The following is a 23,513-nucleotide window of genomic DNA, read 5'->3' as shown; positions in this document are numbered from 1 at the left end:
ATGAGCTAAAGCCCTTGAATTGCTGGGTTTATTTTTAACTTGGCTACGACCTATAATGACAGGCCAAGCGAGTTCGTGGTTGCCATTACAGCGGCAGTCAATCAGAATAACCACACCTTCGAGAATGCGAATAAATAGAAATGGCAGACAACAACCAAGCGTTAAAAAAGGCCGGGCTCAAGATCACCTTGCCCCGTGTCAAGATCCTGGAAATCCTGCAACAGCCGGACTGCCAGCACACCAGTGCGGAAGATCTGTACAAACGGCTGATCGATCAGGGCGAGGAGATTGGTCTCGCTACCGTTTATCGCGTTCTCAACCAGTTTGATGATGCCGGTATCGTCACCCGTCACCATTTCGAAGGGGGCAAGTCGGTGTTCGAGCTCGCCACCCAGGAGCACCACGACCACCTGGTCTGCCTCGACTGCGGCAAGGTGATCGAGTTCTCCGACGAGGTGATCGAACAGCGCCAGCGCGACATCGCCAAGGCGCACAACATCCGCCTGACCAACCACAGCCTTTACCTGTATGGCCACTGCGCCAACGGTGACTGCAAGCACGACGATTGATTCGGCCGGGTCGGCGCAATAAAAAAGCCAGCATGATGCTGGCTTTTTTGTGTCCGCAATCCGGACCAGAAGCGGCAGGGTCTCCCCTGCCCTCTTCTATCAGGCCTCGGCCTTGCCCCAGACGTCACGCAGGGCCACGGTGCGGTTGAACACCAGGTGCTCGGCGCTGGAGAGCTTGTTGTCGGCGCAGAAGTAACCTTCACGCTCGAACTGGTAGGCAAACTCCGGCTTGGCATCCTTCAGGGAAGCCTCCACCCGGGCCCCTTCGATGATCACCAGGGATTCCGGATTCAGGGCCGCTTCGAAGTCATCCTCGGCGCCCGGGTTCGGCACCTTGAATAGACGGTCATAGAGACGCACTTCGGCTGGCAGGGAGTGAGTGGCGCTGACCCAGTGGATCACCCCTTTCACCTTGCGGCCGTCCGCCGGATCCTTGCCCAGGGTCTCGGGGTCGTAAGAGCAGTAGATGCAGGTGACCTTGCCGTCGGCATCCTTCTCGACCCGTTCGGCCTTGATGACGTAGGCGTTGCGCAGGCGCACTTCCTTGCCCAGCACCAGACGCTTGAACTGCTTGTTGGCTTCCTCTTTGAAGTCCGCCTCGTCGATGAAGATTTCGCGGGAGAAATGCAGCTCACGGGTCCCCATCTCCGGCTTGTTCGGGTGCGCAGGCGCCGTCAGCACCTCGTCCGCCGCCAGGTTCTCGATCACCACCTTCACCGGGTGCAGCACGGCCATGGCGCGCGGGGCGTTCTCGTTGAGATCGTCGCGGATGCAGGCTTCCAGCATGCTCATCTCGACGATGTTGTCCTGCTTGGTCACACCGATGCGCTTGCAGAACTCGCGGATGGAGGCCGGGGTGTAACCACGGCGGCGCAGACCGGAGACGGTCAGCATGCGCGGATCGTCCCAGCCGTTCACGTGCCCCTCGGTCACCAGCAGGTTCAGCTTGCGCTTGGACATGACGGTGTATTCGAGGTTCAGACGGGAGAACTCGTACTGACGGGGGTGACAGTCGATGCTGATGTTGTCCAGCACCCAGTCATACAGGCGACGGTTGTCCTGGAACTCCAGGGTACACAGGGAGTGGGTGATCCCCTCCAGGGCGTCCGAGATGCAATGGGTGAAGTCATACATCGGGTAGATGCACCACTCGTCACCGGTCTGGTGGTGGTGGGCAAACTTGATGCGATAGATGACGGGATCGCGCATCACCATGAAGGGGGATGCCATGTCGATCTTGGCGCGCAGGCAGGCGGAGCCTTCGGCCATCTCACCGTTTTTCATCTTGGCGAACAGGGCCAGGTTCTCTTCCACGCTGCGATCGCGGAACGGGCTGTTCTTGCCAGGGGCAGTCAGGGTGCCGCGGTATTCGCGCATCTGCTCCGGGGAGAGCTCGTCCACATAGGCCAGTCCCTTCTCGATGAGCTCGATGGCGTAGCCGTGCAGCTTGTGGAAATAGTCGGAGGAGTAGCAGATCTCGCCGCTCCACTGGAAGCCCAGCCACTGGACGTCCTGCTTGATGGACTCCACGAACTCGATGTCTTCCTTCGCCGGGTTGGTGTCATCGAAACGCAGGTTGCACTGACCCTGATAGTCGCGGGCGATGCCGAAGTTCAGGCAGATGGATTTGGCGTGGCCGATATGGAGATAACCGTTCGGCTCCGGCGGGAAACGGGTATGCACGCTGCTGTGCTTACCGCTGGCCAGATCTTCATCAATGATCTGACGAATAAAGTTAGTTGGGCTGTTCGCCTGACTCATGGCTCACCTCAAAAATGCGTCACTGGCGGACGTTGTGCCGGCTGGCACCCTCATACCCCCGCCGTCAAGCCGGGTATGATCCCTCATTACGCGCCCTGCCTCAACCTGAATTTGGCCAATTCGGGTCATTGGCGCACCAAAAACGGCGAAACGGGAGAAATTGCAGAGATCCTGGTCAAAAAAAGCCCCGCACGGGGCGGGGTCTCAAGTGATGAAAAACAGACAAAACACACACAACAAAGGTTCACACGCAGAGTCAACCTTTCCCAAACCCGATGGCCATCGACCTTGGGAAAGGCGGGTCTTGCGACCCACCTTGCGTTATGGATTGAAGGCTAGCTATCAGTTCAGCTCGGTGACGCGGCTGGTGCGCTTGCCATCGAAGCTGGTGGTACGCAGGTAGACCTTGCCATCCACGGTCGGCTTGGCGGCAGCGTCGTAGGCGCTCCAGCTCTTGCCATCCAGGCTGTACTGGATGGGCAGACCCGGCAGATCCACGTTCGCTTCCAGCACACCGTTCACCACCTTGGCACCCGGTACGGAGAGGCGATATTCCACCCCGGCCTGGTCCAGTTTGGGCAGCACTCGCTGACCCAGCACGTTGGCAAACTGGTTCCACTCCTTGTTCAGGGTGGCCTTGTTGACATGCTTGGTGGTGCCGGAGAACTCGCGACCCTTCACGTAATCGAGCTCGAAGCCGCCCTTGTGCCAGGCGCGCTCGGCCACGGAGAAGATGCGCGGATAGACCATGTATTCGTACTGGGCATCGGTGCGCACGGTTTCACTCCATTGCTGACCGGAGATCCCCTTGAACTTGACCGGATCCTGGTCACCCTTGGCCACGAAGGCGTTGCCATCGCGGTCAACCGAGGTCTCGGCGTTCTGCGGCAGGTTTTCCGGGGCGAAGGCGAACACCTTGCGGGTGTCGTTGAAGCGGGTTGCCCAGTAGTAGCCGCGCTCAGCCGGGTGTACCTCGTTCGGGAAGTCGAAGTAGAGGTAATCCGGGTTGGAGAGCACCACGTCATAGCCCTTGTGCGCCCACTTCATCGCCTCGTTGAAACCACCCCAGTAGAGGGTTTCCCAGAAGTTGACCCGTGTCTTGTCGGTGGCGAATACGCTGGCATCCGTGGCGTACTTCAGGCCATCTTCCCACGCCTGCAGGGTGGAGAAGCCGTGGCCCTTGACCATCTCGCTCACTTCCTTGGCAAAGTAGACCGGCAGCTCGGCCACGTCCTTGATCTTGCCATCGTCGATCATCTTCTGGCACATGGGGGACTTGCCGAACGGCTTGTCCTGCTTGCTGGAGTCGACGTTGCCCTTCCAGGCCACCAGGTCTTCTTTCTTGGTGACGGCCGGATCCTGGTAACCACCGCCCTGCATGATGTTCTTCGCCTCGTCACCACCGTAGTGCCAGGCGGTCAGCGGCTGGCCGGCGGCCTGGTGCATCTGGGCCACTTCGTCCATCACCTTGGCAACGAAGGTGGCGGCACCCGGCTGGCAGGGGTTGATGAAGGACATCTTGTCGTAGAACTGTACCGAGGTGACGTTGGAGGTATCGGCCGGGTCAGTCAGACGGAACTGGTTGGCCTCGGCTTCTTTGCCCTCGCTCATCAGACGCTTGTAGCGTGCCTCCATGGAGACCACGGCGGCACGGGCGTGGGCCGGCATGTTGATCTCGGGGATCACGGTCACACCGCGGGCCTTGGCATAGCGTACCAGGTCGATGTAGTCCGCCTTGCTGTAGAAACCGGAGCCCTGGTTGTCGCTGGTGGGGCCGGAGCCAAGCTGCGGCATCAGGCACTTGGTTTCGGACTCGTCATGGCAACGCTGGCTGCCGACGTCGGTCAGCTCCGGCAGGCCCGGGATCTCCAGACGCCAGCCTTCATCGTTGGTCAGCCCCAGGTGCAGCACGTTGAGCTTCATGGCGGACATCTGGTCAACCAGCTTCTTCATGGTCTCCGGGCTTCGGAAGTGACGGGCCACGTCGGTCTGCATGCCCCGGTATTCAAAGCGCGGCGCATCCTCGACGCTCATCTGGCTCACCAGCTTGTCGTCAACCCCCAGCAGAGAGATCAGAGACTGGGCGCCCCAGAAGGCGCCGTCAACGTCGTGCCCCTGAATGACGGTGCCCTTCTTGCCGATGGTCATGTCGTAGCCTTCGGCCTGCTTGAGCTTGCTGCCGAGCTTGATGGTGACCGGGTAGCCGGTGTCGGAGAGGGTAACACCCAGCTTGGTCAGTTGCGCCTTCAGGGCCTCGGCGCGATCGCTTGGCAGGTCAAGGGCATTGAGCTTGATGGTGGAGAAGTCGACTTGCGGGCCGGCCTTGACCACCTGCTTCATCGGGCTTGGCAGGATGCGGTCGTCAATCTTGCCGGCAGGCAGCAGGGTGCTGGTCTGGTTGGCGGCGAAACGGGTCTCGCTGTTCATCAGGATGTTGTTGTCATCCTTGGTGCGCTTCCAGCCATCTGCCGGCATCGGCTTCTCGTAGGTGCTGGCATCGTCGATGTTGCTCATGCTGGCCAGCACTTTCGGCTCGGCCCCTTCACTGGCGACATACCAGTTCGGCATGATGTCAGATTCGAACAATACCCAGTATTCCACCACCAGGGGCACCTCGACCGTGGCGTCCTTGGCAAAGCCCTGGAACTTCTCGGTCGGCGTCAAACGATAGAGGTCGCCGGTCAGGTGGGTGATGGTGAACTGGTCGTTGTCCACCCGCTGGATGCGGCGGATGGAGGAGACATAGATGCTCCAGTCCTTGGAGGTGACGTCGGCACCGGTGTTGGTCAGGTGCAGCTTGGCAACGCCGCAGCTCGCCCACTCGGAGCCCAGCGCCTGGCAGTCAAGACCGGCGCCGGCACCGTCATTGGTGACGACTTCGTACTTGACGACGAGGTTGCTGGCGAGGGCGTCGACCACCGCTTGCCTGGCAGCATCGGCTGCAAGTGCGGGACCGGCGAAAACGGTAGACATGGCAATGGCTAACAGAGAATGTTTCAAGTTCATAACTGCTGCTCTCATTTGAAGTAAAGGTTGGATTTTCTTGGCTTTTTTTATATGGGGCCCCGAGGCGGGGCCCTTAGTTATGTCAACAATGGACTTAGACTTGAGGTGAGCGAGTCGCTCGATTAACGCAGGGCTTTCATCTCACCGGCGATGATCTCGGCCAATGGGCCCAGAATCACCTGCAGGTTCTGCTCACCGAGCTTGACCACACCGGCCGCGCCCAGAGCTTTGAGCTTGCGCTCATCAACGATGCTGCGGTCTTTCAGGGTCAGACGCAGACGGGTGATGCAGGCATCGATGGTCACCAGGTTCTCCTGACCACCCAGCACTTCCAGATACTGCTTGGCCAGCTCGGTGCGGTCGGTGGTTTGAGCCTGTACCGGCACGGCTTCGTCATCTTCACGACCCGGGGTTTTCAGGTTGAACTTGGCGATCACGGCGCGGAAGACCACGTAGTAGAGGCCGAAGAAGACCAGACCCTGTACCAGCAGCATGTACCACTGGGTCGCCAGCGGGTTGCGGCTGGAGAGCACCATATCCACCAGACCGGCGCTGAAGCCGAAACCGGCGATCCAGTGCATGGAGGCTGCGATGAACACGGAGATACCGGTCAGCAGGGCGTGGATGACGTACAGTACCGGCGCCACGAACATGAAGGAGAACTCGAGCGGCTCGGTCACCCCGGTGAAGAAGGCGGCAAAGGCGGCAGCGATCATGATGGACGCAACCTTCTCTTTGTTCTCTTTCTTCGCGCTGTGGTAGATGGCCAGTGCGGCACCCGGCAGACCGAACATCATGATGGGGAAGAAGCCGGCCTGGTACATGCCTGTCACGCCCACGACAGCCTTGCCGGCGTCGATGGAGGACTGGCCACCCAGGAAGTTCGGGATGTCGTTGATGCCGGCCACGTCGAACCAGAACACGGAGTTCAGGGCGTGGTGCAGACCGACCGGGATCAGCAGACGGTTGAAGAAGGCATAGATGCCGGCACCGGTGGAGCCCATGCTGACGATGGATTCACCGAAGCTCACCAGGCCACCATAGATGACCGGCCAGACGGCCATCAGGATGAAAGAGACGACGATCATCACCACGGAGGTCACGATCGGCACCAGACGACGACCGGAGAAGAAGGCCAGCGCCTTGTGCAGCTCCACGCTGCTGAAGCGGTTGTAGAGCTCGGCGGCGATGACACCACACAGGATGCCGACGAACTGGTTGCTGATCTTGGCAAAGGCTGCCGGCACCTGGTCGGCCGGGATACCCTTGATCTGGGCCACGGCGCCCGGGCTCAGCAGAGTGGTGACCACCAGGAAGCCGACCAGACCGGCCAGCGCGGCGGAACCGTCTTTATCCTTGGACATGCCGTAAGCGACGCCGACGGCGAACAGAATGGGCATACTGTCGATGATGGCGGCGCCCGCCTTGATCAGAAACGCAGCCAGAGGGCTTCCGCCACCCCAACCGTTCGGGTCAATCCAGTAGCCAATCCCCATCAGGATCGCGGCGGCAGGCAATACCGCTACCGGCACCATCAGGGCACGGCCGATCTTTTGCAAATAACCGAGAATGTTCACGGTTCCTCTCCTTAGTTGGTGTTTTTCTAGAAATTAAGTGCTTATCACGTTCGACGCATAAGCCATCAAGGCTTGATTGGCAGTCTATGTGTTTTATTTCGCTGCGCAAATTAATAAACCAGCTTTCGTGATCATTATCACTCAACAGAGATAAAGGTAGCCGATAGATGTGGCTTAGTTCGCAATCTTTATTTACGCTATAAAACAACTTGAATCCGTGTCTGGTCCCTTGCCGTCACTCCCTGTGCGGCAACCGTACTGAGGTATATAGAATGCGCCTGATCCCGTTGAAGTCTGCCAGCCAGGTGGGTCTCTGGTCTGCCCGTTACATCGTTGACCGCATCAATGCGTTCAAACCCACTGCCGAGCGCCCCTTCGTGCTGGGTCTGCCCACTGGCGGCACCCCGCTCAACACCTACAAGCGCCTGATTGAGCTGCATAAAGCCGGCGAGGTGAGCTTCCAGAACGTGGTCACCTTCAACATGGACGAGTACGTGGGGCTGCCCAAGGAACACCCGGAGAGCTACCACAGCTTCATGCACAACAACTTCTTCAATCACGTGGACATTCGCCCGGAAAACATCAACATCCTCAATGGCAACGCCGAGGATCTGGTGGCCGAGTGCCAGCGTTACGAAGACAAGATCAAGTCCTACGGCAAGATCCACCTGTTCATGGGCGGCGTCGGCAATGACGGCCACATCGCCTTCAACGAACCGGCCTCTTCCCTGGCTTCCCGTACCCGGGTCAAGACCCTGACCGAAGACACCCGCATCGCCAACTCCCGCTTCTTTGGCGGCGACATGGAGCAGGTGCCCAAGCTGGCCCTGACCGTGGGTGTCGGCACCCTGATGGACGCCGAAGAGATCCTGATCCTGGTGGTCGGTCACGCCAAGGCCCAGGCCCTGCAGGCCACCGTGGAGGGCAGCGTCAACCACATGTGGACCATCTCCACCCTGCAACTGCATCCGAAAGGGATTGTGGTGTGCGACGAACCTTCCACCATGGAGTTGAAGGTCAAGACGGTGCGCTACTTCCAGCAACTGGAAGCCGACAACATCAAGCACCTCTGAGGAGCTCCCATGTACGCTCTGACTAATTGCACTCTCTACACCGGCAGCTGCGTGCTGACCGGTTATGGCGTGGTCATCGATGGCGACAAGATTGTCGCCATCTCCCGCCAGGCAGAACTGCCCGCTGGCATCGAGCAGATTGACCTCCAGGGCGCCAACCTCAGCGCCGGCTTCATCGACGTCCAGCTCAACGGCTGCGGTGGCGTCATGTTCAACGGTCACATCACCACGGACACCCTGGCCACCATGCAGGCGGCCAACCTGAAATCCGGGACAACCAGCTTCCTGCCGACCCTGATCACCAGCCCGGATGCGGACATGAAGCAGGCCGTCGCCGTCACCCGCGACTACATGGCCGCCCACCCCAACGAGGTGCTTGGCGTCCATCTGGAAGGGCCCTACACCAACCTCAAGCGCAAGGGGATCCACCCGGCCGAACAGATCCGCCAGCCCGCCGACGAGATGATCGACTTCTTCTGCGACAACGCGGACGCCATCGCCAAGATCACCCTGGCGCCGGAGCGCAACAAGCCCGAGCACATCCGCCGTCTGGTGGAGGCCGGCATCCTGGTCTCCGCCGGCCACACCGCCGCCAACTACGACCAGGCCATGGCGGGCTTTGACAACGGCATGCGCTTTGCCACCCACCTCTACAACGCTATGACCCCGACCCTGAATGGTCGCGAGCCCGGCGTGGTCGGTGCCATCTACGATCGCAAGGATGTCTATGCGGGCATCATCGTCGACGGCCACCACGTACACTGGGCCAACGTGCGCCTGGCGCACAGGATGCTGGGGGAGCGGCTGGTGCTGGTCACCGATGCCACCGCGGCGGCAGGCGCACCGGAAGGCTTTGAGAAATTTGATTTTTGCGGCGCAACCGTCTATTTCCGCGATGGTCAGTGCGTCGATGAGAATGGTACACTCGGCGGCTCCGCCCTCACCATGATCGAAGGGGTGGAAAATCTGGTCAAACAGGTCGGATTGCCGCTCGACGAAGCACTGAGAATGGCCACCCTTTACCCCGCTCGCGCCATTGGATGGGACTCGCGTCTCGGTAGTATCCAGGTCGGAAAAATTGCCAACCTCACCGTCTTTGATCAGGCCTTCGCGGTCTGCGGGACCGTGGTTAACGGACACTACACAACACAGTGACACTATGACTGGCGGACAAATAGCAAACGTAGATCTTATCAAGCAGGTAAACAGTGCGGTCGTCTATCGCCTCATTGACCTGCAGGGGCCCATCTCGCGGGTCAAAATTGCCGAGTTGAGTCAGCTGGCCCCGGCCAGCGTGACCAAGATAACCCGGCAACTGATCGAGCACGGCCTCATCAGGGAAACCTCGCCGCAAGCCTCCACTGGCGGGCGCCGCGCCATCTCCCTGACCACCATCAAGCATCGCTTCCAGTTTGTGTCCGCCAAGCTGGGTCGCGGCTACCTGCAGCTCTCCCTGTATGACCTCGACGGCAAGGAGCTCGATCAGCACATCACCCAGGTGACCGAGATCGAGCAGCAACCCGTGGTGGACATGCTGCTGCGGGAGATTGGCGCCTTCATCGACGCCAATCAGGATCGCAGCCGCAACCTCATCAGCATCGCGCTGACCATGCCGGGTCTGGTCAACCCGGAATCCGGCATGGTCATCTACACCCCCACCTACCAGATCCGCAACCTGGGGCTCGCCAAGCTCCTGGAGCACCACTTCAACCTCCCCTGCTACGTGGGCAACGACACCCGTTCGCTGGCGCTGGCCGAGCACTTCTTCGGCGAGTCCCGCGATTGCATGGACTCCATCCTGGTGAGTGTCCACCAGGGGACGGGCTCGGGCATCATCACCAAGGGCAAGGTGTTTCTTGGCCAGAACCGCAACGTCGGCGAAATAGGCCACATCCAGGTCGAACCCCTTGGCAAGCGCTGCCACTGCGGCAACTTCGGCTGCCTCGAGACCATCGCCTCCAACGAGGCCATCGTCGACAAGGTGAAGGAGCTCATCAGCCGCGGTCACCTGAGTTCGCTGCAAGAGAAGCACATCACCATTCAGGAGGTGTGCAAGGCGGCGGTGGCCGGTGACGAGCTGGCCCGCAGCGTGATCGAGAACGTGGGGGAGCACCTGGGGCGCGCCATCGCCATCACGGTCAACCTGTTCAACCCCCAGAAGGTGCTCATCGCCGGTGAAATCACCGCCGCCGAAGAGATCCTGATCCCGGCCATCCGCCGCTGTGTCGAGCACCAGTCTCTGCCAAGTTTCCATCGCGGCCTGCCCATCGTTAAGGCGCGTTTCCAGAACCAGCCCACCATCGGCGGCTTCGCCCTGGTCAAGCGCTCCCTGCTGGAAGGGGATCTGCTGCAGATCATCATGGAGCAAAAGTAAGGCCCACCCCTTCGGGCACGAAAACGGCAGCCAGTGGCTGCCGTTTTTTATGGTCTGTTTTCGCCGGTTCACCCCGCCCGGCACGGTTTGAACAGATCCAGCTTGCCGTCATAGACCTGGGTCTGCACGTCCATGATGCCAAGCATGGAGTGGAACAGGTTGTCGTGGGAGAAGCGCTTGCTGGCTGCCTCCTGTTGCAGGCAATCCAGATTGAGCTGACGGTCCGCCTGCAACTGGGGAGAAAACCAGGTCAGGAGCGGCACCCGGGTCTGATCGTCCGGTGCGAACTTGTAGGGGGTGCCGTGCAGATAGAGCCCCATGGCGCCGAGGGATTCGCCGTGATCCGACAGATAGACCAGCCCCACGTTGTACTGGCTCTCCAGGCTCTTGAGCTTGTCGATGAGCTGGGCAAGCACCTTGTCGGTGTAGCGGATGGTGTTGTCATAGGTGTTCACCAGCTCTTCGTTGCTGCAGTTCTCGATGTCGCTGCGCGGGCAGTCCGGCAGGAAGACGCGATCGGCGGCCGGGTAGCGGCGATAGTAGGTCGGACCGTGGCTGCCCATCAGGTGGAAGGCCACCAGCTTGCTGCCCTGCTTGCCCTGCATGTCGGCGATCTGCTGATCCAGCCCCTGCAACAGCACCTCGTCATGACAGGCATTGCCGGAGCAGTATGCGGGGAATGCCTTGGGCTCAATCTCGATGGTGGGGACGTTTTTGCACACCCCCTTGCAGCCGCCGTCGTTCTCCTTCCAGAGCACCGAGATCCCGGCATGTTGCAGCACGTCCAGCAAGCCATCCTGGGACTGGGCCCTCGCCTCGTCATAGCCGCGCCGGGTCATGTTCGAGAACATGCAGGGCACGGAGAGCGCCGTGGCGGTGCCGCAGGAGCGCACGTTCCTGAACGAGACCACATTGGCCTCCTTCTCGGTGAAGCCGTTGGTCTCCTTCTTGTAGCCGTTGAGGGAGTAGTTCTGGCTGCGGGCCGTCTCCCCCACCACCAGGAACATCAGGGTCGGCTTCTCATGCTGGCCGATCACCCTGGCATCGGTGCCGATCTGCTGGTAGGGAATGGGAGTGGCGAAGACCACATCCCGGGCGTACTTGTAGAGCCCGTGCACATAGTTGGCGGGCACTATCTCCTTGCCGAGGGACTTGTTGTTGCGCCCGACCGAGGCGTAATCCTGGTAATAAAGGGCGGCAGCCCCCACCAGAAACAGCAAGGAGAGGGCGATGGAGCCGAGGCGCAGACCCAGTCCCTTGTACCAGGGACGGGGATACTCAATCTTCACCCACAGCAGGACCAGCACCGGCAACAGGCCGGTCAGCAGGAACCAGAGCACCACGGAACCGTTGAGGTAGGAGCCCGCCTCCCCGCTGTTGGTCTCGATGATGTTCTGCATCATGCCCATGTCGAAGATCACCCCGTACTTGAGCATGGCGTAGCTGACGAGGGAGCCGGTCATGATGAGCAAGGCGAAGAAGGGCTTGAGCAGATAACGGAAGGTAAAGGGCAGGAACACCGCGTTGAGGGCCGCCACCAGCACCAGGGGTATGGAGAGGACAAACCCCGCCTTGACGTGTTCAAGGGCGGTGAGGATGCGATAAAAGTGCAGGAAAATGGGCCAGTTGAAGACCAGTGCAAACAGCAGCACCAGCAACAGATTGACCTTCATCACTCCCAGAGTGAGACGCATAGAGAGACTCCGACAAACCAGTGGAACTAACAACCTGCCAGCAGGCTTCGTGGTGACCACCCCGACACTCGGCCCTGAAAAACAGGACAAGAGCCAGGGAGGTCCAGATACGGGGTCATCCTAGGACGGCAAACTTAAGCGAACATTAAGAGAGGAAATCGAACCACAAGGGGAGGTGCGCGGTCTGGCACATAAAAAAACGGCAGCCCGGGCTGCCGTTTTTGCGAAGGTGAACAAGGTGTCGCACCTGTATGTTCGCGAACCTGAACAGGGTCGCGAGCGGCCGGCGATCTCGCCGGAGCCGGGGAAGAGGACCGTTGTGGTCGCCCTCCCCTTTGCCCTGAGGGATCACAGGGTCGCGGCGATCTCGTCGGAGATGGAGCCGTTGTGGTACACCTCCTGCACGTCGTCCAGATCTTCCAGCATGTCGATGAGGCGCATCAGCTTGGGCGCGGTCTCGGCATCCAGTTCCGCCTCGGTGGAGGGGATCATGGTCACTTCGGCGCTCTCGGGCTTGAAGCCGGCGGCTTCCAGACCGTCCAGCACGGTGCCGAAGTCGTTCGGGGTGGTGTAGACCTCGATGGTGCCATCTTCTTCGGTCACCACGTCGTCGGCACCGGCTTCCAGGGCGGCGTCCATCAGGGCGTCTTCATCGGCGCCCACGAAGGTCAGCACCCCCTTCTTGGTGAACAGATAGGCCACGGAGCCGTCGGTCCCCAGGTTGCCGCCGCACTTGCTGAAGGCGTGACGCACTTCGGCCACGGTACGGTTGCGGTTGTCGGTCAGGCACTCCACCATGACGGCGGAACCGGCCGGGCCGTACCCTTCGTAGACTATGGTCTCGAGCTGCTCGCCGTCACCGCCGCCGGCCCCACGGGCGATGGCGCGGTTGATGGTGTCGCGGGTCATGTTGCTGGTCAGGGCTGCCGCCACCGCCGCACGCAGGCGGGGGTTGTTGGCAGGATCGGCATCACCCAGACGCGCAGAGGTGGTGATTTCGCGGATCAGCTTGGTGAAGATCTTGCCGCGCTTGGCGTCTTGCGCCGCCTTGCGGTGTTTGATGTTGGCCCATTTACTGTGACCTGCCATAGGGACTCTCCGTTATAGTTGGAAATTTCAGTAACACTGGTTGCGCCCAGGGGGAAACGGGAAAGGCCGCATCGCTGCGGCCTTTGTTGCCGATAACGGCTTATTCGTCACCCTTGACGGTGGTCGCAATCGCCAGCTCGCCCAGTTGGGCCGGGTTGGCAAAGCTCGGGGCGTCTGTCATCAGACAGGCGGCCGCCGTGGTTTTCGGGAAGGCGATGACATCCCGGATGTTGTCGGTGCCAGTCAGCAGCATGCTGAGGCGGTCCAGACCGAAGGCCAGGCCGGCGTGGGGCGGGGTGCCGTATTTCAGGGCATCCAGCAGGAAGCCGAACTTCAGGCGCTGCTCGTCCGGGGTGATCCCCAGGATGTCGAACACGGTGGCCTGCATCTCGCTGTTGTGGATACGCACAGAGCCGCCACCCACTTCGTAGCCGTTGATCACCATGTCGTAGGCGTTCGCGTAAGCGCCCACCGGGTTCGCTTTCAGCTCGGCCGGGCCCAGGTTGCTCGGGGCGGTGAAGGGGTGGTGCATGGCCGCCAGGCCGCCTTCGCCATCTTCCTCGAACATGGGGAAGTCGATGACCCAGAGCGGCTTCCAGACGTTCTCCACCAGGCCCAGATCGCGGCCCACCTTCAGGCGCAGGGCGCCCATGGCGTCGCACACTACCTTCTTGCTGTCGGCGCCGAAGAAGATGATGTCGCCATCCATCGCGCCGGTGCGGGCCAGGATCTCGCGCACGATGGCGTCGGAGAGGAACTTGGCCACCGGGGACTGCACCCCTTCGAGGCCGCTCCCGGCGTCGTTGACCTTCATCCAGGCCAGGCCCTTGGCACCGTAGATGCCGACGAACTTGGTGTACTCGTCGATCTGCTTGCGAGACAGCTCCGCGCCGCCCGGTACCTTCAGGGCCGCCACACGGCCTTTCGGATCCTTGGCGGGGCCGGCGAACACGGCGAACTCCACCTCGGTCAAGAGATCTGCCACATCGACCAGCTCCATGGGCAGACGCAGGTCCGGCTTGTCGGAGCCGAAGCGGCGCATGGCTTCGTCGAAGGTCATGATGGGGAAGTCACCCAGGTCCACGTTCAGGATGTGCAGCCAGAGCTTGCGGATCATCTCTTCCATGATTTCACGCACCTGGGGCGCGGTCATGAAGGAGGTCTCCACGTCGATCTGGGTGAATTCCGGCTGGCGGTCGGCACGCAGGTCTTCGTCGCGGAAGCACTTGACGATCTGGTAGTAGCGATCGAAGCCGGACATCATCAGCAGCTGCTTGAACAGCTGGGGGGACTGCGGCAGGGCGTAGAACTTGCCCTTGTGCACGCGGCTCGGCACCAGGTAGTCACGGGCCCCTTCCGGGGTCGCCTTGGTCAGCATCGGGGTCTCGATGTCGAGGAAGCCGTGCTCGTCCATGAAGCGGCGCACGAAGGCACTGGCCTTGGCACGGGTCTTCAGGTACTTGGCCATCTCGGGACGACGCAGATCCAGGTAGCGGTACTTGAGGCTCACCTCTTCGCTGTTGACCTGGTTGAAGTCAAGGGGCAGCGGCTCGGCACGGTTGATGATGGTGAGCTCGTGGGCGAACACCTCGATGGCACCGGTGGCCATGTCGCTGTTGCGCTGGGAGTCGGGGCGGGTACGCACCACGCCAGTCACCTGGATGCAGAACTCGCCGCGCAGCTCGGAGGCCAGGGCAAAGGCGTCCGGCTTGTCCGGATCGAAGAACACCTGCACGATGCCCTCGCGGTCGCGCATGTCGATAAAGATGAGGCCGCCGAGATCACGACGACGATGGACCCAACCGCACAATGTAATGGTCTGCCCGGCATGGGCCTCATTGACCTGTCCGCAATAGATAGAGCGCATGGACTTCTTCCTTCGAAATGGTAGAGAGACGGTTCATCCTGGGTCGCCGGGCACGACTGGCAAGCACCGTCTGTCTCACAGCTGGCCAGATCCTGCTTCTTGCCCGGTTTGAAATCTGTCTCGGGTCATCCGGCTCCCCGAGCCGGATTCTTGCCGCCGCCCCAGGCATGCCCCCGCTCCCGACCGGGATGACGAGTGGGCGCCGGGGTATCGGCTGGCGTCGTTGTCTGGCCACTGCCGGGCCGCGATCATCGTCACCCGGGGGCTCGGTCGCGCGCATTACGACAATGTGGCAAACAAAAGGGTTGGCATTATAGAGGAAAACCTCCATTTGGGTAAAATGGCCCGCAGCCCCCTTTACCCTGTTTTTTGTTGTTCTGGCGCAAAAAGGAGGGCAAAAGTGCGCCAACCTGCCGACAGGAACCATCATGAGCCTCTATTTGGGCCTGCCCCAGTGGTCACACCCGGCCTGGCCCGGCCAGTTGCTGGGGATGAATGCCAGGCCCGCCGAGCACCTCGCCGACTATGCCCGGGTGTTCAACTCCGTGGAGGGCAACACCACCTTCTACGCCTCGCCGACCCCGGAGACGGTGCAGCGCTGGGCTGATGCGGTCCCCGACCACTTTCGCTTCAGCTTCAAGTTTCCCAAGGAGATCAGCCACCAGAGCGATCTGGTGAGCGCGGACAAACAGGTGACGGCCTTCATCCGCCTGCTGGCCCCCCTGCATGACAAGCTGGGGCTGCTCAAGCTGCAACTGCCCGCCCGCTTCGGGCCAGAGGGGCTGGCCCGTCTGGATGCCTTCTTCGCGCGGCTGCCCCAGGATTTCACCTATGCCCTCGAGGTGCGCCACCCCGATTTCTTCGCCAAGGGGGAGGCGGAACGGGCCCTCAACCGGATGCTGATGGCGCGGGGCATCAATCGCATCATGCTCGACAGCCGCCCGCTCTTCTCGGTGCCCGCCACCACGGCCGCCATGATCGATGCCCAGGGCAAGAAACCCAGGTTGCCGGTCCATCTGCTGGCCACGGGGGGTGCCCCGGTGGTGCGCCTGATTGGTTTGCCTCAAATCGAGGACAATCACCCTTTTTTGCCACCATGGTTGCCACATTGGAAACAATGGCTCCAGGAGGGCAAGGATCTCTACCTCTTTGTCCACACCGCAGACAATGCCCTGGCCCCCGAACTCGCACGGCAGATCAGCCGCCTGCTCGGCCAGGAGATGACCCCCTGGCCGGGAGAAAACGATCGCGCCCGCCAGGGGGTGCTGCCCTTTTGAGCGGCCCCCTCCCCGCCCCTTCTCCGTCCCCAAAAAAAGCCGCTTTTTTTGTGGTCCCACCGGGGTTGGCGTCAAGACAAACGCCCGCCTTTCCTCTACACTAGCGCCCCAAGTAAGGTCCCGGGCCTGGGTGCATGGCAATGCGTTGCCCACCCCAGCCCGGCACCCTGAGGGCCCGGACCATGGCCCGTTGCGAACAGGGGCAGCCCGAAAGATCCCGGAGCAAGCCACCCCGTTCGTCAACCGGTGACGACGCCATTTCGATGCCCGTCCACCCAAGATTCAATTGAATAAAACAGCCGCCCACCACACCGGCTGTCAGGTTGCGTCAGCATGCACGATCAGATTTTTGCCGCCCCCATCGCCCGTCTGGGAGACTTCTGCTTTGACGAGCAGGTCGTCGATGTCTTCCCCGACATGATCCAGCGCTCGGTGCCCGGTTACAGCAACATCATCTCCGCCATCGGCATGATGGCCGCCCGCTACGCCCAGCCCCAGAGCCGCCTCTACGATCTCGGCTGCTCCCTCGGCGCCGCGACCCAGGCCATGCGCCGCCACGTCACCCAGCCCGGCTGCCAGATCACGGCGGTGGATCTCTCCCACCCCATGATCGAGCGGGCCCGCGCCCACCTCTCGGGCTTCAAGTCCGAGGTACCGGTGGATCTGGTGGAGGCGGACATCTGCGACATCCCCATCGAGAACGCCTCCGTGGTGGTGCTCAACTTCACCCTGCAGTTCGTCGCCCCCGAGAAGCGGGCCGCCCTCATCGCGCGCATCTTTGACGGCCTGCGCCCCGGCGGCATCCTCATCCTGAGCGAGAAGTTCCGCTTCGATGACGAGCAGGTCAACGAGCTGCTCATCGACTTGCACCTCGACTTCAAGCGGGCCAACGGCTACAGCGAGCTGGAAATCAGCCAGAAGCGCACCGCCCTTGAGAACGTGATGCGCACCGACACCCTGGCGGTCCATCAGGCGCGCCTGCGGGACGCCGGCTTCACCCACCTGGACCTCTGGTTCCAGTGCTTCAACTTCGGCTCCATGATTGCCATCAAAGCCAGCGACACCAACTAAGCCATGATCGATTTCGCCCATTTTTATCAACTGATCGCCAAGAACCGGTTGAGCCACTGGCTGCACACCCTGCCCGCCCAGCTGCACGCCTGGCAGCACGACAACCTGCACGGGGATCTGCCGCGCTGGAACCGCGCCCTCGCCAAGCTGCCCGTCGTGGCCCCCGGCCGGATCGAGCTCAAAGAGCGGGTCGCTATCGGCGGCCCCGATAGCCTGGGAGAGGGTGAGCGCAAGAAGACCGAGAGCCTGCTGCGCCAGCTCATGCCCTGGCGCAAGGGCCCCTTCCATGTGCACGGCATCCACATCGACACCGAGTGGCGCTCCGACTGGAAGTGGGATCGGGTGCTGCCCCACATCAGCCCGCTCCAGGGCCGCTACGTGCTGGACGTGGGCTGCGGCAGCGGCTACCACCTCTGGCGCATGGTGGGGGAAGGGGCGAAACTGGCGGTCGGCATCGACCCGAGCCCGCTGTTCCTCTGCCAGTTCGAAGCCATTCGCCACTTCGCAGGCAACGACCAGCGCGCCCACCTGCTGCCCCTCGGTATCCAGGAGCTGCCGGCGCTGCGCGCCTTTGACACCGTCTTCTCCATGGGGGTGCTCTATCATCGCAAGTCCCCCATCGAGCACATCGAGCAGTTGCGCAACCAGCTCAAAGACGATGGGGAGCTGGTGCTCGAGACCCTGGTGGTGGACGGCGACGAAAACCAGGTGCTGATGCCCTCCGATCGCTACGGCAAGATGCGCAACGTCTGGTTCCTCCCCTCGAGCGCGGCCCTCACACGCTGGGTCGAGCGCTGCGGGTTCACCGAGGTGCGCATCGTCGACGAGAATATGACCAGCACCGACGAACAGCGTCGTACCGACTGGATGATTAACGAGTCCCTGAGTGACTATCTGGATCCACACAATCCTGCACTCACGGTCGAAGGATACCCGGCACCCAAACGTGCCGTACTGATCGCCAGAAAGGCCAAAGACTAGCCGATGGCGGCTGTGGAAGTTACACTGACCCAATTCCAGGAAGCACAGTTAAATGAATGACATGAAAAGCAAATTAAAAGGAATGACCCTGCTCTCCCTGCTCAGTCTCGGCGGGTGTGTCAGTATGGAAAAAGCCCCCCCGGCCCCGACCCTGACGCTGGCCGAGCTGCGCAACGAGATCTCGTTGAGCGAGCAACGTCTGCAAACATCCATGGAACAGCAACAGAAGCAGTATGTGCAGCAACAGCACCTGCTGGTTCAGCTCAACACCGATGTCACCAACATGAAAGAGTCCGTGAAGAAAGTCGACAGCAAGCTGGCTACCCTGCCTCCCGAGCCGCCCAAGGCCATGCCCATTCCCACCGAGAAGTGCCCGGCGCCGAGTCAGGGCCACACCGTCGATGGCAAGCTGCTGGTGGGTGAAGCGGAGTGGATCTGGGTTGACGCCGCCAACGACGCCTTCCAGGCCCGGGTCGACACCGGCGCCACCACCTCCTCCATCAGCGCCCAGGAGATCACCATCTTCGAGCGCAACGGCAAGAACTGGGTGCGCTTCTTCCTGAGCCACCAGGAGATGGACGACAAGATCCAGATTGAAGCGCCCCTGGTGCGTCACGTGCGGGTCCGTCAGGCTTCCGCCGACGATCTCGACCGTCGCCCCGTGGTCCGCCTTGCCGTGCGCATCGGCGACATGACCGAGAAGGCCGAATTTACCCTGAAGGACCGCAGCGACATGACCTTCCCCGTGCTGCTGGGCCGTGAATTCCTCAAAGACATCGCCGTGGTCGACGTGGCCCGCGAATATATCCAACCCAAACCCAAGCTCAAGGATGTGAAATAATCCATGGTTTCCCGTAAGCCGTTCTATCTGCTGGTCGCCCTGCTCTACATCGTCGGCCTGGGGATGACCTTCTATCATCACATCGCGCTGGACGTCCCGCTCACGCCGGGTGAAAAGCGCCAGATCTGGTCCATCGAAGCCAAGCTCGAATTCGAGGCCACCGGCGAGCCGGTGATCGCCTCCCTGGCCATTCCGGGCACCCAGCCCGGCTTCACCCTGATGAACGAGAACGCCGCGAGCCCGGGCTATGGCCTGTCGTTCGTGGAAAAAGACGGGGATGCCCGCGCCGAGTGGTCCATCCGCACCGCCTCCGGCCGTCAGGAGCTCTACTACCGGGTCGACATGATGGCCGATGCCCATGCCAAGCCCGCCGCCAACCCGCAGCCGCCCGCCATCGAGAAGCAGATCGAGAGCGAGCCCTACGCCACGGCCATGAAGCAGATCCTGGAGCGCGCCCAGGAGCGCTCCGCCGACGGCTACACCCTGACCCGCGAGATCATCAAGGAGATCGAGAAGCAGGAACAGAACGCCGAGCTGCTCAAGTCCCACAAGAGCCGCGCCAATCTGATTGCCGAGCTGCTCAACAACGCGGACGTCCCGGCCCGGGTGGTTCACGCCCTCAGCCTGGAAGACGGCCGTCGCCGTCAGGAGCTGGTGGATTACCTGCAGGTCTTCAACAGCCCGACCGACTACAAGCTGTTCAACCCGCAAAGCGGTGAACAGGGTCAACCGGCCAACCTGCTGCTGTGGGAGTACAACTCCGGCGCCCTCCTGGACGTCACCGGCGGTCACAACTCCCGCGTCACCTTCTCGATGATCGAGCAGGAGCAACCGGTCAACGTGGCCCTGGCCCAGAAGTTCGAAAAATCCGAGATGATGAACTTCTCCATCCACAGCCTGCCCCTGGAAGAACAAGCCCTGTTCAAGGGTCTGCTGCTCATCCCCATCGGCGTGCTGATGGTGGTGTTCCTGCGGGTCATCGTGGGGATCAAGACCTCCGGCACCTTCATGCCGGTGCTGATCGCGGTCGCCTTCATCCAGACCTCGCTGGTCACCGGCCTCATCGGCTTCCTGCTGATCGTCGGCACCGGCCTGGTGATCCGCTCCTACCTCTCGAGGCTGAACCTGCTGCTGGTCGCCCGAATATCGGCGATCATCATCATGGTGATCTCGATGATCGGCATCTTCTCGGCGTTCGCCTTCAAGCTGGGGCTGACCGATGGCATGAAGATCACCTTCTTCCCGATGATCATCCTCTCCTGGACCATCGAACGCATGTCCATCCTGTGGGAAGAAGAGGGTCCCAAAGAGGTGTTCCGCCAAGGCGGCGGCTCCCTGCTGGTGGCGGTCATCGCCTACCTGGCCATGGACAACGAGCTCATTCGTCACCTCACCTTCAACTTCCTCGGCCTGCAGCTGGTGCTGATGGCGACCGTGCTGTTGATGGGTAACTACACCGGCTACAAGCTGAGCGAGCTCAAGCGCTTCAAGCCGCTGGTGGACGAGATGAAGTCTGGTGCCACCCCGGGTAAGGACAAGTAACAGATGTGGTTCTGGCAGAAATACACCAGTCCGTGGAGCCTGTCCCAGGCAGGCATCCTCGGCATGAACAAGCGCAACCACTCCTACATCAGCCGCTACAACCCGCGCCGCCTCTATCCGCTGGTGGATGACAAGCTCAAGACCAAGCGCATCGCGCTGGATGCGGGGGTGACGGTGCCTGAACTCATCGGCACCATCCGCGAGCAGCACGACGTGACTCGCATCACCGAGCTGGTGAAGGACTGGCCGGGCTTCTGCATCAAGCCGGCCCGCGGCTCCGGCGGCAAGGGGATCCTGGTGATCCTGCGCCAGGAGGACGGCCTCTTCTACAAGCCCAACGGCAGCGCCGCCAACGGCCAGGATCTGGAGCGCCATGTCTCCAACATCCTGGCGGGGCTCTATTCCCTCGGCGGCAAACCCGACGTGGCGCTGGTCGAAGGCCTCATCAACTTCGACGACGTGTTCGACGGCTACTCCTTCGAAGGGGTCCCCGATGCCCGGGTGATCATCTTCAAGGGGTTCCCGGTGATGGCCATGATGCGCCTCTCGACCTCGGCTTCCGATGGCAAGGCGAACCTGCACCAGGGCGCCGTGGGGGTGGGCCTGTGCCTGCGCACCGGCCGCGCCCTGCGGGCGGTGCAGTTTGGCAACCCGCTGCGCCACCACCCGGACACCGGCCTGGATCTCTATGATCTGAAGGTGCCCCACTGGGACACCCTGCTCAACCTGGCGGCCTCCTGCTACGAGATGTCCGGTCTTGGCTACATCGGGACCGACATGGTGCTGGACAAGTTCCGCGGCCCCATGCTGCTGGAGCTCAACGCCCGTCCGGGCCTTGCCATCCAGATCGCCAACGGTCGCGGCCTGGTGCCCAACCTCAAGACCATCGAGAAGCTGGGTCAGGTCAAGATGAACGTGGAGCAGCGGGTCAACTTCGCCAAGGATCACTTCGGTATCTTCGACGAATAGTCCGCTCCCCTTCTGCAAAAACGCGCCCACCGGCGCGTTTTTTTATGGCCGCTCCTGCGCGCAGGGCGCCCCGCCCGAAGGCCGATCCCCGTCACATCCCATGGCGGCGCCCCTTCAATGGCGCGGCACAAGGGGATAAGCTCCCGACCAATGAGGGGTCGCCAGCCCATCGGCGCAGGCCACCCCATGTGCGTGAGGCAGTGCGCCTGCCAGGGGGCACCGATTTGTCGGCGACAACGGGGCTTCTCGATGGTAGATTAATCAAATCAAATAGATAGCATCGATCGGGTTTCTCCTATGCAACGTTGGCCCAGCCTGAAGCAGCTCCAGTATCTGGTCGCTCTGGACGAGCACAAGAATTTCAACCGCGCCGCCAAGGCCTGCCATGTCAGCCAGTCGACCCTGAGTACCGGGATCCAGACCCTGGAGGACATGATGAACCTGCAACTGGTGGAGCGGGATCACAAGAGCTTCATCATGACGCCGGTCGGCATGGAGATCGTGGCGCGGGCGCGCAACCTGCTCTCCGACGCCCGGGATCTGATGGAGCTGGGGCAGCAGCAGGGGGGCGTCATGCACGGCACGGTGCGCCTGGGCTGCATCCCCACCATCGCCCCCTTCCTGCTGAGCAAGCTGCTGCAGGTGTGCGGCAAGGCCTATCCGGATCTGGAGCTGCTGCTGCGGGAAGACACCACCACCAATCTGCTCAAGCAGCTGGAGCAGGGGCAGCTCGATCTGCTGATCCTGGCGCTGCCGGTGGAGATCGGCGGCTTCCACAGCAAGACCGTCGGCCAGGATCCCTTCCACATGGTGATGCCCTCCCACATGGCTGCGGGCCTGCACATGCCGTTCGACTACAAGGAGCTGCCCAACCAGAGCATCTTCCTGCTGGAGCGGGAGCACTGCCTGACGGAGCACGCGGTGAGCGCCTGCCGGCTGCGGGACAAGAGCAAGATCAACCCGTTCGCCGCCACCAGTCTGCACACCCTGGTGCAGATGGTGGGGGCCGGTCTTGGCACCACCTTCCTGCCCCAGATGGCCATAGATGCGGGCATCCTCGACAACACGGACCTGGTGGCCATTCCCCTGCCCGGGGAGAAACCCTATCGGGAGATAGGCCTGGTGTGGCGCCCCAGCACCACCCGGGTGCAGACCTTCTACAAGATTGCCGAGCTGCTGACGCCGCTCATTACCCCCAAACCGGCGGGGTGATCCAGTGGCTGCCCCCACAGGCGGCCACTCGTCAATGCCGTTGTCATTCAGGTTCCAGGCAGGATCATCGTCTATGATGAACCCCGTGCCCTATCAAGGAGTTGAGATGTTTCGCACCTTGCTGCTGCCCCTGCTGGCCCTGCTTCTCGCCGCCTGCTCCAGCACGCCGGAGCCTCCCCCTCCCGTGCGCCAGAGCGGCGCATTCGACAACTTCTATCAGCAGTGGCGCGGCGTGCCCTATCGCATGGGCGGTACCAGCCGCGCCGGTCTCGACTGCTCCGCCTTCACCCAGCTCGCCTACAGCCAGGTGCTGGGCTTCACCCTGCCCCGCACCACGGAATCCCAGGCGAGCCTCGGCCGCCCGGTGGACAGATACCGTCTCCAGCATGGGGACCTGGTCTTCTTCAAGACCGGCTGGCAGCAGTACCACGTCGGGGTCTACACCGGGGCTGGTGAGTTCATCCACGCCTCCACCAGCAAGGGCGTGATCCGCTCGCGCCTCGACAACGTCTACTGGAACAGCCGCTACTGGCAGGCCCGCAGGCTGGTCCAGTAGGTGCGACCCCAAACATGAAAAGGCCCCGAGGGGCCTTTTCATGTTGTTGTCGGG

At 61.7% G+C, this 23,513-nt stretch carries 18 protein-coding genes; 12 read left to right on the top strand and 6 right to left on the bottom strand.

From position 1 onward, the window contains the following. The first annotated feature begins 140 nt into the window (after positions 1-140). Positions 141-569 carry a ferric iron uptake transcriptional regulator gene (fur, locus tag ACVDHI_RS09165; RefSeq protein WP_010674102.1) on the top strand — a complete coding sequence of 143 codons (429 nt, stop codon included), beginning with the start codon at positions 141-143 and terminating at the stop codon, positions 567-569. Positions 570-668: 99 nt separating this feature from the next. Here the strand turns inward: fur and glnS are convergent, their stop codons facing one another. The 3 genes from glnS to nagE form a co-directional block, all read right to left on the bottom strand. Then, a complete protein-coding gene (glnS, locus tag ACVDHI_RS09160) occupies positions 669-2,330 on the bottom strand; it encodes a glutamine--tRNA ligase (RefSeq protein ID WP_041215537.1) in 1,662 nt (553 codons plus the stop codon). Positions 2,331-2,672: 342 nt separating this feature from the next. Continuing rightward, positions 2,673-5,336, bottom strand: coding sequence for a beta-N-acetylhexosaminidase (locus tag ACVDHI_RS09155; RefSeq protein ID WP_113070479.1), 2,664 nt, complete (start codon positions 5,334-5,336; stop codon positions 2,673-2,675). A 122-nt stretch (positions 5,337-5,458) separates the two neighbouring features. Beyond that, positions 5,459-6,913, bottom strand: a complete 1,455-nt coding sequence (gene nagE / locus ACVDHI_RS09150) for an N-acetylglucosamine-specific PTS transporter subunit IIBC (RefSeq protein WP_039039841.1) — start codon at positions 6,911-6,913, stop codon at positions 5,459-5,461. 272 nt (positions 6,914-7,185) lie between these two features. Here nagE and nagB point away from each other — a divergent pair, with 272 nt between their 5' ends. The 3 genes from nagB to nagC are packed head-to-tail and all read left to right on the top strand — an operon-like array spanning position 7,186 to position 10,360. Continuing rightward, positions 7,186-7,986, top strand: a complete 801-nt coding sequence (nagB, locus tag ACVDHI_RS09145; RefSeq protein ID WP_010674098.1) for a glucosamine-6-phosphate deaminase — start codon at positions 7,186-7,188, stop codon at positions 7,984-7,986. 9 nt (positions 7,987-7,995) lie between these two features. Then, entirely contained in the window at positions 7,996-9,141 is a 1,146-nt protein-coding gene (gene nagA, locus ACVDHI_RS09140) for an N-acetylglucosamine-6-phosphate deacetylase (protein WP_039039842.1), read from the top strand. 4 nt (positions 9,142-9,145) lie between these two features. Next, complete coding sequence (gene nagC / locus ACVDHI_RS09135) at positions 9,146-10,360, top strand: DNA-binding transcriptional regulator NagC (protein WP_010674096.1); 1,215 nt, start codon at positions 9,146-9,148, stop codon at positions 10,358-10,360. A gap of 68 nt (positions 10,361-10,428) precedes the next feature. On the opposite strand, the gene ACVDHI_RS09130 is transcribed toward nagC, so the two are convergent. The 3 genes from ACVDHI_RS09130 to aspS all read right to left on the bottom strand — a co-directional run bounded on the left by ACVDHI_RS09130 (position 10,429) and on the right by aspS (position 15,010). Next, entirely contained in the window at positions 10,429-12,054 is a 1,626-nt protein-coding gene (locus ACVDHI_RS09130; RefSeq protein ID WP_201894894.1) for a phosphoethanolamine transferase, read from the bottom strand. A 348-nt stretch (positions 12,055-12,402) separates the two neighbouring features. Continuing rightward, positions 12,403-13,143, bottom strand: coding sequence for a YebC/PmpR family DNA-binding transcriptional regulator (locus ACVDHI_RS09125; protein WP_010674094.1), 741 nt, complete (start codon positions 13,141-13,143; stop codon positions 12,403-12,405). 100 nt (positions 13,144-13,243) lie between these two features. Then, on the bottom strand, positions 13,244-15,010 hold the full coding sequence (gene aspS / locus ACVDHI_RS09120; protein ID WP_182935492.1) for an aspartate--tRNA ligase: 1,767 nt from the start codon (positions 15,008-15,010) through the stop codon (positions 13,244-13,246). Positions 15,011-15,438: 428 nt separating this feature from the next. Here aspS and ACVDHI_RS09115 point away from each other — a divergent pair, with 428 nt between their 5' ends. The 8 genes from ACVDHI_RS09115 to ACVDHI_RS09080 all read left to right on the top strand — a co-directional run bounded on the left by ACVDHI_RS09115 (position 15,439) and on the right by ACVDHI_RS09080 (position 23,459). Then, the gene (locus ACVDHI_RS09115; protein ID WP_447212006.1) at positions 15,439-16,287 is read left to right on the top strand and encodes a DUF72 domain-containing protein; all 849 of its coding nucleotides are present in this window, start codon (positions 15,439-15,441) and stop codon (positions 16,285-16,287) included. Positions 16,288-16,620: 333 nt separating this feature from the next. Continuing rightward, entirely contained in the window at positions 16,621-17,358 is a 738-nt protein-coding gene (gene cmoA, locus ACVDHI_RS09110) for a carboxy-S-adenosyl-L-methionine synthase CmoA (protein WP_042882621.1), read from the top strand. A gap of 3 nt (positions 17,359-17,361) precedes the next feature. Further along, on the top strand, positions 17,362-18,339 hold the full coding sequence (cmoB, locus tag ACVDHI_RS09105) for a tRNA 5-methoxyuridine(34)/uridine 5-oxyacetic acid(34) synthase CmoB (protein WP_119196820.1): 978 nt from the start codon (positions 17,362-17,364) through the stop codon (positions 18,337-18,339). Between the two features lie 52 nt (positions 18,340-18,391). Continuing rightward, positions 18,392-19,180: an ATP-dependent zinc protease family protein gene (locus ACVDHI_RS09100; protein ID WP_039039848.1), complete on the top strand. Its 789-nt coding sequence runs from the start codon at positions 18,392-18,394 to the stop codon at positions 19,178-19,180. Between the two features lie 3 nt (positions 19,181-19,183). Continuing rightward, complete coding sequence (locus ACVDHI_RS09095; RefSeq protein ID WP_010674088.1) at positions 19,184-20,722, top strand: inactive transglutaminase family protein; 1,539 nt, start codon at positions 19,184-19,186, stop codon at positions 20,720-20,722. A gap of 3 nt (positions 20,723-20,725) precedes the next feature. Continuing rightward, the gene (locus tag ACVDHI_RS09090; protein WP_039039849.1) at positions 20,726-21,691 is read left to right on the top strand and encodes an alpha-L-glutamate ligase-like protein; all 966 of its coding nucleotides are present in this window, start codon (positions 20,726-20,728) and stop codon (positions 21,689-21,691) included. A 297-nt stretch (positions 21,692-21,988) separates the two neighbouring features. Further along, complete coding sequence (locus tag ACVDHI_RS09085) at positions 21,989-22,903, top strand: hydrogen peroxide-inducible genes activator (RefSeq protein WP_010674086.1); 915 nt, start codon at positions 21,989-21,991, stop codon at positions 22,901-22,903. A 106-nt stretch (positions 22,904-23,009) separates the two neighbouring features. Continuing rightward, positions 23,010-23,459: a C40 family peptidase gene (locus ACVDHI_RS09080; protein WP_029314241.1), complete on the top strand. Its 450-nt coding sequence runs from the start codon at positions 23,010-23,012 to the stop codon at positions 23,457-23,459. Positions 23,460-23,513: the final 54 nt, after the last annotated feature.

The sequence above is a fragment of the Aeromonas sp. 25-248 genome (assembly GCF_053005425.1).
Note: the sequence above shows the minus strand (reverse complement) of the source record. Positions and strands in the feature narration are given on the sequence as shown.